This is a genomic window from Paenibacillus sp. FSL F4-0122 (assembly GCF_038002845.1).
Classification (GTDB): Bacteria; Bacillota; Bacilli; order Paenibacillales; family Paenibacillaceae; genus Paenibacillus_AQ; species Paenibacillus_AQ odorifer.
This window is the reverse complement of record NZ_JBBODI010000001.1, coordinates 328437-340537: the sequence shown is the minus strand read 5'-3', so window position 1 is coordinate 340537 and position 12101 is coordinate 328437. Positions and strand designations below refer to the sequence as shown.

The 12101-nt window shown below is 44.8% G+C and carries 11 protein-coding genes; 6 read left to right on the top strand and 5 right to left on the bottom strand.

The annotated features are described in order from the left end of the window. The first annotated feature begins 81 nt into the window (after positions 1-81). On the top strand, positions 82-522 hold the full coding sequence (locus MHH49_RS01420; RefSeq protein WP_094903793.1) for a GNAT family N-acetyltransferase: 441 nt from the start codon (positions 82-84) through the stop codon (positions 520-522). A 62-nt stretch (positions 523-584) separates the two neighbouring features. Here the strand turns inward: MHH49_RS01420 and MHH49_RS01415 are convergent, their stop codons facing one another. The 3 genes from MHH49_RS01415 to MHH49_RS01405 form a co-directional block, all read right to left on the bottom strand. Next, positions 585-1976 (bottom strand): SpoVR family protein, encoded by a 1392-nt coding sequence (locus MHH49_RS01415; RefSeq protein ID WP_036684424.1) that lies wholly within the window; start codon positions 1974-1976, stop codon positions 585-587. 693 nt (positions 1977-2669) lie between these two features. Beyond that, positions 2670-3683: a bifunctional glycosyltransferase family 2/GtrA family protein gene (locus MHH49_RS01410; RefSeq protein ID WP_076271943.1), complete on the bottom strand. Its 1014-nt coding sequence runs from the start codon at positions 3681-3683 to the stop codon at positions 2670-2672. Then, entirely contained in the window at positions 3680-4651 is a 972-nt protein-coding gene (locus tag MHH49_RS01405; RefSeq protein ID WP_339811330.1) for a phosphodiester glycosidase family protein, read from the bottom strand. The genes MHH49_RS01410 and MHH49_RS01405 overlap by 4 nt, the downstream gene beginning before the upstream one ends. Before the next feature lie 146 nt (positions 4652-4797). Here MHH49_RS01405 and MHH49_RS01400 point away from each other — a divergent pair, with 146 nt between their 5' ends. From MHH49_RS01400 to MHH49_RS01380, 5 genes are all read left to right on the top strand, one after another. Then, positions 4798-5514, top strand: a complete 717-nt coding sequence (locus MHH49_RS01400; protein WP_036684414.1) for a response regulator transcription factor — start codon at positions 4798-4800, stop codon at positions 5512-5514. Next, positions 5514-6449, top strand: coding sequence for a sensor histidine kinase (locus MHH49_RS01395; RefSeq protein WP_038569569.1), 936 nt, complete (start codon positions 5514-5516; stop codon positions 6447-6449). The genes MHH49_RS01400 and MHH49_RS01395 overlap by 1 nt, the downstream gene beginning before the upstream one ends. 117 nt (positions 6450-6566) lie before the next feature. Beyond that, the gene (locus MHH49_RS01390) at positions 6567-7487 is read left to right on the top strand and encodes an ABC transporter ATP-binding protein (protein ID WP_036684408.1); all 921 of its coding nucleotides are present in this window, start codon (positions 6567-6569) and stop codon (positions 7485-7487) included. Then, on the top strand, positions 7480-8172 hold the full coding sequence (locus tag MHH49_RS01385) for an ABC transporter permease (protein WP_076101638.1): 693 nt from the start codon (positions 7480-7482) through the stop codon (positions 8170-8172). Before MHH49_RS01390 ends, MHH49_RS01385 begins: the two co-directional genes overlap by 8 nt. Positions 8173-8380: 208 nt before the next feature. Further along, positions 8381-10018 carry an ATP-binding protein gene (locus tag MHH49_RS01380; RefSeq protein ID WP_051491336.1) on the top strand — a complete coding sequence of 546 codons (1638 nt, stop codon included), beginning with the start codon at positions 8381-8383 and terminating at the stop codon, positions 10016-10018. Between the two features lie 65 nt (positions 10019-10083). Here the strand turns inward: MHH49_RS01380 and MHH49_RS01375 are convergent, their stop codons facing one another. Then, entirely contained in the window at positions 10084-10935 is an 852-nt protein-coding gene (locus MHH49_RS01375; RefSeq protein WP_076275173.1) for a DegV family protein, read from the bottom strand. Between the two features lie 158 nt (positions 10936-11093). Further along, complete coding sequence (locus tag MHH49_RS01370; RefSeq protein ID WP_170914210.1) at positions 11094-11957, bottom strand: AraC family transcriptional regulator; 864 nt, start codon at positions 11955-11957, stop codon at positions 11094-11096. Positions 11958-12101: the final 144 nt, after the last annotated feature.

Genomic DNA, 12101 nt, shown 5'->3' with positions numbered 1-12101 from the left:
ATACGTTTGACGAGTATGATCTTCCGTAGTTTAATAGAGTCAATTAATAAGGTAATTCGAAAATAACGGAGAGTGAAGCAGATGATTAGAGAAGCGAGAGCTGATGACTGGAAAGACATAGCGGAATTATTAGAACAGTTGGGATATCCGGATACAGAAATGTTCATGCAAGAAAAAATAGAAAAGCTAATCCTACATCCGGATGAGGAATTATTGGTTTTTGAGGAAGATGATAAAGTGGTAGCTTGTATTTCCATGCATTACATACCCCAATTAGGTCTGGTAGGAGAGACTGCAATTATAAGTTATCTTGTGGTGAGTAATGCCATTAGGAGCAAAGGAATTGGACGAAAGCTTGAGGAGTATTGCGCTGATTTAGCTAGAAAAAGAAACTGTGATAAAATTCAGGTTCATTGTCATTCCAGAAGAACTGATGCGCATAGATTTTATGCTCGACAAGGGTTTGTTGAGGCTCCAAAATATTTCTCGAAGTCGTTAAAAGAATCTGAATCCACATTTTAGTCATAGCAAAAAGCGGCAGACCAGGGTGTTAATACCCGTTTAGGTCTGCCGCTTTTTTTAGTTTAAATAAATTTCCGCTGCACCTTTTTACCATCGTATGAAAAACGCGCCTTTTTGTCTTCCACAACTGTTTGTAGATGAACTGTGCGCCCCCATAAAGAGTAGATGTGAGGGAGTGTGCGCTCCAGGTACTTCAGATCCAGCTCGATGCTTTCATAGCGATGAGTTATAAATAATTCACCATTCTTCTCGAAGTCTGCATCCTCAATGACCAAGTAAGGAGACCCGCCATTGACCCGGGCGAGCACCAGTTGATCGCGTACATTTTCCCATGCTTTATCGGTGATTTTCCATTCGGGGCCTTTTTTCTCAAAAACATAAAGATCGAGGTCGTTCACCAATTCCTTAGATAGATAGCTGCGGATAAAAGAGGTATCGGATTCCAGCTCACGTACTTCAAAGATTTTCTCGCGGTCCCAGCGGCGTTCGATGTCTTCAAAGATTTTCAGCCCCAGATAGTAAGGATTCAGGCTTTGCCGTGAGGGCTGCACGACGGATGAATTCAGTTTTGCGTATTCCACTGTTTCCTCTTCGGTCAGATCTAGTTCGCGAACGATGCGCTGATGCCAGTAGGAAGCCCAGCCTTCGTTCATGATCTTTGTTTCCATCTGTGGCCAGAAGTAGAGCATTTCGTCATGTAGCATCGTCATAATGTCACGTTGCCAATCCTCCAAAACAGTGGAATATTGCTGAATGAACCAGACCATATCTTTTTCTGGCTCTGGGGGGAAAGCACGATTTCCAGAGGGTGCTTCCTGCGGACCGGTAGTGCTTTTATCTAGATTCCATAATTCGTCATAAGGATTGGATGATTTCGAGCCACCTGGAGGGGCATCTTTGAGCTCCTTCATCTTAGCTTCCAGCAGGTGAGTTTTGCCCAGCTTGCGTGGTTGGATCAGACTGGGGTCTATATGCTCCTGGATAGCCAGCACTGAATCGATGAAGCTCTCCACAGCATCAGTTCCGTAGGTTACAGAATAACCGGCAATCCGATCTGCTGTAGCTGACATACTCTCGACCATATCTCGGTTGGACATGGAGAAACGCATATTATTTTTGAAAAAATCACAGTGCGCTAGCACGTGGGCAACAATCAGCTTATTCTGAATCAGTGAATTTCCATCCAGCAGGAAGGCATAACAAGGGTTGGAGTTAATAACGAGCTCGTATATTTTGCTCAGTCCGAAATCGTATTGGGATTTCATTTTATGAAAGGTTTTTCCAAAACTCCAGTGTCCAAATCGTGTAGGCATTCCATAAGCGCCGAATGTATAAATGATATCTGCGGGGCATATTTCATAACGCATGGGATAAAAATCTAAACCGAAGCCAGTGGCTATTTCCGTAATCTCGGCAATTGCCCGCTCTAGCGCATTAATTTCTTCGCTTGGCATGAATCTTTCTCTCCCTCCAGCTTGGGCTTATGCTGCAACCTATTCTGACAAGGCTGCAAAGGTTCCGCGACAACGTCCGGGACTGTTCCATTTATATATATGGGAGAGTAGATGAGTGTATGACGTTCTGAATTTCTGAGCAAAGATAATGTGATTTTGCATACATTATTGGAAGGACGCACTAGCTTTTTTTGTATGCGATTCTATCAACGGTACCCTTCTCGGTGAATTCGGACTCAGATGACGTTATTTGCAAATTTCCAGCCTTTTGAACAGGGTTTCGGACCCCACAGACGCTATCCCACAGAAAGAGGCTCATATGTGGTGTCTTTCTTACCAATAGCGGCTATGGGGTCCGTTAGCATACCAAAAGTGGAATAATACTGCGATTAGTGTCATCTGTGTCCGATAGGCGCCCAATAGGTGCCCAATAGATGCTCCATATGTGTTCGAGAAACAGTTCCATAGATGCCCGATAGAAGCTCCATATGAGTTCGAGGAGCAGTTCCATAGGTACCCGATAGAAGCTCCATATGTGTTCGAAAAGTATTCCATAGGTACCCATAGTACTCCACAAGTATCCGATTAGTACTCCATAAGTGTTCGAAAAGTACTCCATAAGTGTCCAATTAGTGCTTCACAAATTCCAGATTGCTCACCACACGAGCATAAGCAGTTCAGAGTTCCCAACCCTCAGTACACAAACCTCCGTTGCGCCCAATAGCTGAATAAGAAGATTGAAGCCTCGGTCAGTAGCTTGGCGGCGACAAGCGGAATAATCAGCTTTTCATTATAGAAATAGAGTAGCCCATAGTTGAACAACAACACGAGGATCACCAGCGCAAAATATTTGGGAAGCGACGCCTGAATCTTGGAGCGTTTGCCGCCCGTGAAGACATATTTTCGATTCATAGAATAGTTGAAGACAGAACTGCACAATCTCGCGGCCGCGACGGACAGGAATAGGTTATGGCTGAGACTCTGGAACAGGAATAAGAGTGTGAAGTCGAGCAGGGCAGACAGCAGCGAAGAAGTGCTGAACATTAGTATCGGCAGGTATATCCGGAAGGAGTCCATCAGAGGCCGGAAATGGGAGGATTTATTATCGTCCAGATAGACGGTATCGATGTACTCTTCCGTAATGGTGTACCCCTCTTTATGGGCAGTCAGCAGCATGTTCATTTCATATTCAAACCGTTCGCCGGGAATCTGGCATAGCCAATCAAGCATTGGTAGAGGGTAGCCGCGCAGACCAGTCTGTGTATCATAAATCTTAGTGCCTGTAGTTAAGGAAAAGACCGTCCGGGTTACCGAGTTGCCGAAGCGGCTGCGCAGAGGAATGGTTCCGGTGAACCTGCGGCTGCCGAGTACGATTCCCGGGGGAGTCTGGTTCCGCAGAGATTCAACGATTCGGTTAATATCATAAGGCAGATGTTGGCCGTCGCTATCCGCGCAGACTACATAATCCGGCAGACCAGCCTCCTGAATATACTGGAACCCTGTCTTCAGAGCACGTCCTTTTCCGAGGTTGACTTCATGGGTTAGGACAGTGCAGCCGAATGCTTCTGCCATATCGAAGATTCCACGGTAGTGCGGGCCGCTGCCGTCATCTACAAGAACAATAGGTTCAAGCTGGAAATTATGCAGCTGTAAAATCAAATCGAGCAGTCGTTCATCTGGCTCATAGGCTGGGATCAGTATAGTCATGATGTTGCACCCTCCTTGATATAAAGAATGTCGCTGACGCCCCGCTCCTTGTTTTTGCCCTGCGGATTATTTACGACCCGTCCCATGAAGTACATAGTGGATGAACCACCGCCGTCCAGATTGTAGGCTTCTGTGGCGCCAAGGTCGGACATTACATCGGCTAGCTCAGTAAGGGTCATCCCACGGCTGTACCCTTCATTGCGCCCGTCAACTACGACAAAAACATAATGGTTTGGTTCGATCATACCAACTGCGGTGCGGGGATTCGCATTCTGGATGGAATGGTTGCCGAAGTTGGTATCGATTTTGACATTGCTGAAATCACTGGCAATCTCCCCGTCCTGAATCAGAATCGGGCCAAAGGAAAGGGTATCGGTGGCCCCTTGCGCCAGCAGTTCAGAGGAAGAAATCTCTTCCTCGTTATAGGTTTGCATCGTTCCGTCATCGAACAGCGCCATTGCATCCCGCACAGGATCATCACGATACACCGTGCCGTTACGGATAATCACTCCGTCATTGCGGAAGCCATAGTAATCCCCGTTGATGGCAAATATCGCATTGTTCGCGGAAGCAATGTCCGAGGTATCCTCAGTGATGTTTGTTCCAAAGCTGTTGTCGGCAAAGGCAGTGCGCAGGCTGCTCGCTTCCTTGAGGACGACATCAGCGACAAAATAGGTGATCTGGTCTGAACCGGACCCTGTCTGCACTTGATCGATCTGGATCTGAATATCATCGCTGGAGTAATTCCAGTCATCAGAGGTTGCATTAACTTTGGCAGCTGTAACGGCTGTAGCTCCTGAGCTGCTAGTTGTAGCTGCATCATCCGCAACCACGACTTCGACATGTTCGATTAAGTAACGATCTGCCAGACTATATATCACTGTGCCGAGAAGCAGGAGGACAATGATCATGACGATCAGCAGTTTTCGTTTGAAGCTCCAGGCTTGTTTACTTCTCTTGTTCAACATTGAAGCATCACCTCTTTTTGTAAGTTGTTAAGGCCATCATACCTGGGCTACCTTTAATGAAACTGAAATAAAAACTGAAATAGTAAGCGCTCCGGGAAATTGGTATAATTTAACGAAGAGGTTTTCGACTACGGGGAGGTTTGGACATGCCACAGCGTGTGCTGCTGATTGAGGACGACGAAGCAATCAGTGAAATGGTCAGGTCTTATTTGGTAAAAGAAGGTTATGAGATTGAAGCTGTATTTGACGGTGAAGTAGCGGAGAGAACATTTCGGACCGGGGGTCCATTTGATCTTGTACTGTTAGACCTTATGCTGCCGAAGCGTAGCGGGACTGACATTCTTCAGACTATCCGTGCGGGGAGTCTGGTTCCAGTGTTGATCATGTCCGCCAAAGACAGTGATGTAGATAAAGCGCTTGGGTTAGGCTTTGGGGCAGATGATTATATTACGAAGCCCTTTTCTATGATTGAGCTAGCGGCTAGGGTGAAGGCAGCGATCCGTCGTGCAGGTTATGCATCTCCCAGTATCCAAGTGGAAGATCAAGCTCCGGTGAAGCAAATGATCTCCATTGGCCGATTGACTGTAGATTTAGATAACTTCTCTGCGTTGAAGAATGGGGAAGAAGTAAAGCTAACGTCGAAGGAATTTCATATTCTTAAGCTGTTTGTGACGCATCCGGGCCGAGTATTTACCAAAGCGCAGATTTATGCGAGCGTATGGGAGGATGATTATTTCGGGGATGAGAACGTCATTAATGTACATATGAGAAGATTGCGTGAAAAAATAGAAGACGACCCCTCCCATCCCGAATACATTAAGACGTTATGGGGCATCGGGTATAAGCTGGGAGAACAGCTATAATGATTGCGGGGCTAGGTGTTGTCATTGTGCTCTTACTGGCCGTCATTGTCTGGCAATATCAGAATTCGCGTAAAGCTTCTAATGATTTGCGATATATGCATGACAAGTTAAGCAGCATTATGGAAGAAGGCTCACATGAAAGATTGCTGCTGTTCAGCGGTAATTTGGAGCTGCAAAACGTGCTGATTGACCTGAACCGGCTGCTGGATATCAATCATAAAGGAAGCATTGAGCGTGTGAGGCTGGAGAAATCCATGCGTAATATGCTGTCTAATATTTCTCATGATCTTAAGACTCCGCTAACGGTTGTGCTTGGTTATATTGAGACCATTCAGCAGGATGAGCATTTGCCGGCTGAGGAACGGGAACGGATGATGAAGATGATTCATCAAAAAGCCAATGAAGTGATCCAGCTGATGAACAAGTTTTTTGATTTGTCCAAGCTGGAATCAGGAGATCGGGAAGTTGCTCTTTCACGAGTTGAGGCAGGTGAAGTATGCAGACGCAACATCCTTTCTTTCTATGATATCCTCAGTGCTAAGGGCAGTGAGGTGGAGATTGAGATTCCGGATGGGGCTGTTTACTTCATGGGAAATGAAGAGGCTCTTGATCGAATATTGTCCAATCTGTTGTCGAACGCAATTTCTTATGGCGACGCGGGGGGCGTATTAGGATTAAAGCTCTATAGTGATGAGAACAAAGTATACATAGAGGTGTGGGACCGGGGAAAGGGCATTAGTGAAGTACACCAAGATAAAGTATTTGAGCGTCTGTATACGCTGGAGGATTCAAGAAACCGGGCTTATCAAGGCAGCGGTCTAGGTCTGACGATCACCAAAAGATTAACGGAGCAAATGAATGGAACGATTACACTGGTTAGTCAGCCGTATGTGAGAACGGTGTTTACCCTTACTTTTCGCAGATTACGCTTCTAAGGAATAGAATTGTGCGCAGCTTAAGATTTTCGTAAGAAACGAGTAATAAAAAAGAAAATTCTGCTGTGTACAATAAGAACTAAGGAAGACGAGACGAAAACAAAGGGGAGCGCGGAATTGACTACAATACTTCGGACAAGAAATTTAACGAAAACCTATCAAGGTAAAGAAGTCGTAAGCAATGTGAATATGAATATTAAGCAAGGTGAAATTTACGGGTTTCTTGGACCCAATGGTGCTGGCAAAACTACCGTGATGAAAATGGTCACGAACCTCGTTAAACCTACGAGTGGAGAAATTGAATTTTTTAATGAAAAAATGACAGAGCATTCTTACGAAATGCTGAAGCGGATGGGCTGCATCATTGAATATCCCGTGTTTTATGATAAATTGACAGCCAAGGAAAATCTGATTTTGCACGGAGAGTACATGGGCTATTATGATCCGCAAGCGATTGGTGAAGCGCTGGAGCTCGTAAAGCTCACAGGTGTCGATAAAAAGCCGGTGAAGCAATTTTCACTTGGGATGAAGCAACGACTGGGTATTGCCAGAGCCTTCATGACGAAACCTGAGCTGCTCATTTTGGATGAGCCGATTAACGGGTTAGATCCTGTGGGAATCAAGGAGATGCGTGAAGTGTTCCGGATGCTTAGCCGTGAATATGGAATGACGTTACTTGTATCTAGTCATATTCTGGGGGAAATAGAGCAGATTGCTGATACGATCGGTGTGATCCGGCAGGGTGCTCTGGTAGAAGAAGTGGCGATGGATTCCATTCGTGGCCAAAATACTGAATATATCGAAGTGGTTACGAATGAGATTAATAAAGCAGTGTATGTGTTGGAGCATAAGCTTGGGCTTAATAATTTCAAAGTGCTGGACCATATTACAGTAAGAATATATGACGATGGAATCTCACAGCGTGATCTGAATAAGGCGTTAGTGCTAGCAGATGTGGAAATTGAGAGTATCAGCAAAAAACAACATACGCTGGAAGATCATTTTCTGCAATTGATTGGGGGTGAAAGCATTGCTTAAATTAATATCTTTGGAGATTCGGAAGAATAAGCTAAAAACGCTTCTTACAGGTGCTGCAATCGTTAATCTTGCGATTCTTGCTTTTATGATTATGGTTTTATTCGTTGATCAAAATGAGAGCGAACCGTCGTTTGCTTCTTATGCAGAGTTGTTTGAGGGTGTGTTCGTTTTTGTAAAGGCTGCTTATATTATTTTCGCTTCGGTTATTATTAGCAAGCTGGTGATTGATGAGTATAAGAACAACACCATTACTCTTCTCTTCATGTATCCTATCTCACGTAAAAAGCTAATGACTGCGAAAATATTGATAGTGTTCGCCTTCACATTTGTTGCCATTATCGTGGCAGACATTGTAGTCGGCGCTATCCTAATAGGATTCAATTCCTTTGCAGGGCTAATTCCGGGTGAACTGACCCTTCATGTAATCACATCAGAGCTGATTAAGTTAGGCGCAAACGCATTTTATGCCGCGGGTATCGCTCTAATTCCATTGTACTTTGGGATGAAGAAAAAATCAGTCCCAGCCACCATCGTCTCAGCTGTGTTAGTTACCTCCCTAATTTCTGGGGGATTTGATCAAGCGCGTTTAGGTAATTTAGCGGCGGTGTCGATCTCACTTGGTTTGCTAGGAGCAGCCATTGCCTATATGGCCATTCGCAACATTGAACATAAAGATATCGCCTAATAGATTCGGAATTCCCCCCTTTTATAACCCTTTTGTAACGATGAAAAAGCATCGTGATTGGGGTTATAAAGGGGGGATTTGACGTTTATCTACGACTGATTTCCGTAATTTTGATATAATAGATATGAAATATATTTTAAATTTTAGATGAACATTGCCCGTTTAGGGGTAATGATAATGGATGAGAGAGCCTGAGGGGATGTGAACTGTGGATAAAGACTGGACGTCCATTCTGAGACGGTTGCTTTCGGAAGAGAGCGCTTATAAATCGTTATATGACCATCATCCTGATTTGATATTCGTTCTGGATAGACAAGGTCGCTGCGTAGGAACCAACCTAACGTTCCATCTAGGCTCCGGCGCAGAAGCGCAGTTTCAAAATACAAGTCCGATATCAGCAAAGAGAAAAAAACTTGGCAATATTGCTAGTTTTGAGGCTGCTCTGCAGGGGAACTCCTCAAGCTTTGAGCTACAAGATTTAGAGAATCCCAAAAAAGGCTCGAATTGCGTAGGCGTTAAACTTTTACCGATCAGAACGGAAGAAGGGATCGCCGGGGTATTCGCGATTACCAAAGTAGCTAACGGAAGCGCTCTTTTACATGCGGAATTGTTACAAGACTGGTTGGATGAATTGGCAGACACCTTGGACACTGAAATACCTGCCAAGGGAGAAGCGGAGGTAAGCTCCAAAGATACCTCAATAGTAGCTGTGAAGGATCAACAATCGAGTCTCATTCTGAATTCTGTCTCTGCGGGAATCTTTGTGCTCGATACAACGGGGCGAACTCTTTTTATTAACCGTGAGGCAGCAGATATGCTAGGCTATCAACCTACAGAATTGATGGGTCTGAAGCTTATGGATTATATCCATCATATCCAAGGTGACGGTTCGCGCTATTCGACGCCTGATTGCCAGATTAGTCTTACGATAGAGGATGGAATCATCCGTAAAAAAGATGATGAGATCTTCTGGCGTAAGGATGGCACCAGTTTTTTTGTTAATTACCGGGTGGCACCTCTTATTGATGAAGGGCTGATCGCAGGTGCGGTTATTGCCTTCAGTGATATTACGAATGAGCGAGAAATCATTCGTGCCAAAGAATCAGCAGAGCAGGCAGCGCAAGCCAAATCTGATTTCTTAATGATGATGAGCCATGAAATTCGGACGCCGATGAACGGGATGATCGGAATGGCTGATCTATTGTTGGATACTGAGCTTGGAGAAGAGCAGCGAGGTTATGCCGAGATTTTACGCAGCAGTAGTTATACGTTATTGCAGATCTTGAATGACATTCTTGATTTCAGCAAAATGGAAGCAGGTAAAATGTCACTGCAATCCGAGAAGTTTGATCTCCGCGAAATGATCTCAGACGTCATTGATTTATTTGCACCGAAAGCGGAAGAGAAGAAGCTGGCATTACGGTGGTGGATGGATACTAGCGTTCCAACCATAATCATTGCTGATCCGATCCGCTTGCGGCAGATTGTCGTGAATCTGGTAGGCAATGCGCTGAAATTCACTGAACGTGGGAGCGTGACCCTATCGGTGAAGAACATTCCACTATCTGATGAACAAGAATTTTTGTTGGAATTTTCAGTGCGGGATACAGGTGTAGGAATTGCCGGTAACAAACTCAATCTGTTGTTTCAATCTTTCTCACAGCTGCATCCGTCCATAAACCGTAAATATGGAGGCACAGGCTTGGGACTGGCGATTTGCAAGCAGCTCGTTGAGCTGATGGGTGGGACGATCTTTGTAGAAAGTGAAGAGAATCAAGGTTCTACGTTTCGTTTTATGCTGCCTTGCAGAGCAGAAGATATAGAGCTGGAAGTAACTTCAAACTAGGGGGGGTTACACACAAATCTCCGGTCCATTTGCTTAAGAAGCAATGGCCGGAGATTTGTGTGTTATTAGTCCTGAAGCATATACATGAGACCTACAGTATGCGGCCCACAATGGCTGCCAATTACACAACCAGCATGGAGAATTGCTATTTCATTAACTTGAGTTTTCTCTCGTAGTGCTGACTCCAGATAGAGTGCATCTTCTTCCGCCAAGGTATGGACAACGATGAGCAACTCTTTATCCATTCGATCGATGTGAACCAAAGCGTTCTGGAGCATTTGTTCCACAGCTTTTTCCTTTTTGCCACGGATTTTGCTAGTAGGTATGATGCTTCCATCTACCAGTCTAAGAACAGGACGGATTTTGAGTAGACTACCGATGAAGTTCTGCATGCCTGAACAGCGTCCACCCATATATAAGTAATCTAGCGTATCCACAACGAATTCAGTTTCCACAAGGTTGCGGCTGTGCTCCAGCAGGGCTGCAATCTCCACCGCAGTGTGGCCTTTTTTAGCAGCTCTGACAGCCTTCATAACAAGGAGGGCAATGCCTCCGCACAAGGTTTGCGAATCTATGACCTGTACGCGTCCCTCAGGAAATTCCCCGGCAGCCAAAAGTGCATTCTGATATGTAGAGGATAGTGAGGAGGAGAGACTGATATATACAATATCTTGTCCGCTACTAATCACGGGTTGAAATGCAGCAATGAAATCTGCTGGCGAAGGTGCTGCCGTTTTCGGCAATACTCCACTAGCGGCTACACGGCGATACACTTCCTCGGGTGTAATATCTTCACCATCTTTGTAGGTACCTTCTTCAAATACTACATAAAGAGGAACGATGCCGATGTCATAAGTATCCTTCCAGTTTTGAGGTAAATCGGAAGTGCTGTCTGAAAATATTTTTACAGTAGACATGAAATTCTCCTTCACCGATAATTCGGATGACAATAATCAATAATCATTATAGAACTATATAATCTATTTATTATACCAAGACTATGCCAATTCTCAAAATGAAATAGTAGGCAATCACAAGAAAAAAGACTATCGAGGTTTCGATAGTCTTTCTAGTTCTATTCTTTTTTCGTAACAGGGATCCATATCTCACAGCGATAGTCCTCTGCGTCTGGTCTCCCCGGAAGATATAGCTCAAACTCAGGCCCGCCTGTATGCTCGTAGCCTGTGGAAGGGAACCACTCCTGGAAAATGCGTGCCCATACCTGCTGGATAGCATCAGGCATCGGCCCTACTGAGGTGAACACAGCCCAACTTGCAGCTGGGATTGTTGTAGAAGCAAAGCCCTGTGCATCAGTCTCTGGAGTAGCTTCGACAGCGATCCAATAGGAGAAGGTTTCTTTATCATGGTTCATGTCAGAGCAGATGCCTAATAAATCCTTATCTCCACCGAGCTCAATCAGCTTATCCGACGTACCATTTTCATTAGCTTCTATCCACAACTGAGGGATGCGGCGCAGATTCTCCCCATCTTTCGTTGTCATTTCCTCTACTAGTCCGATAACATTAAAGGCGTCTCTTTTCTCAATTCTGTAGTCCATTTCTTTATCTCCCTTCAGTGATAGATGGAAGGAGAGTCTAGGGAAAGCCTTGAGCTGTACCCCTGACTCCCGCGCAGCAGAAGGAGTAATTCCATGTGCCTTGCGGAATGCTTTGGCAAACGACTCGGGCGAGTCATATCCGTATTTCAGTGCAACATCCAGCACTTTAACTTTAGAAATAGCAAGCTCCTGTGCAGCCAGAGTTAATCTGCGCTTACGGATATAGTCTTTAATAGATACTCCGGTAAGCATATTGAACATGCGCTGGAAATGAAAGGGGGAGGAGTAAGCAACCTTGGCGATTTCTTCAATCGTCACAGATTCCTCCATCTTGCTCTCCATATAGTCTAAAGCTTCTTTCATGCGGATAAGCCATTCCAAGTCCGTCATCTCCCTTTAAGTTCATACTATCAGGCTGCATTTGCAAAATCCTGTTATTCCGTGCTCTCTAATGACAGGTAGCGGGCAGAAGGATAATCTCATAAAAAATCATCCTAAATAGTATAACTCAGGAAGATAGACAAA

Bases quoted from the DNA above. Each gene is read 5' to 3' on its own strand.
- MHH49_RS01420 (WP_094903793.1), top strand. From the start codon at position 82: ATGATTAGAGAAGCGAGAGCTGATGACTGGAAAGACATAGCGGAATTA.
- MHH49_RS01415 (WP_036684424.1), bottom strand. From the start codon at position 1,976: ATGCCAAGCGAAGAAATTAATGCGCTAGAGCGGGCAATTGCCGAGATT.
- MHH49_RS01410 (WP_076271943.1), bottom strand. From the start codon at position 3,683: ATGACTATACTGATCCCAGCCTATGAGCCAGATGAACGACTGCTCGAT.
- MHH49_RS01405 (WP_339811330.1), bottom strand. From the start codon at position 4,651: ATGTTGAACAAGAGAAGTAAACAAGCCTGGAGCTTCAAACGAAAACTG.
- MHH49_RS01400 (WP_036684414.1), top strand. From the start codon at position 4,798: ATGCCACAGCGTGTGCTGCTGATTGAGGACGACGAAGCAATCAGTGAA.
- MHH49_RS01395 (WP_038569569.1), top strand. From the start codon at position 5,514: ATGATTGCGGGGCTAGGTGTTGTCATTGTGCTCTTACTGGCCGTCATT.
- MHH49_RS01375 (WP_076275173.1), bottom strand. From the start codon at position 10,935: ATGTCTACTGTAAAAATATTTTCAGACAGCACTTCCGATTTACCTCAA.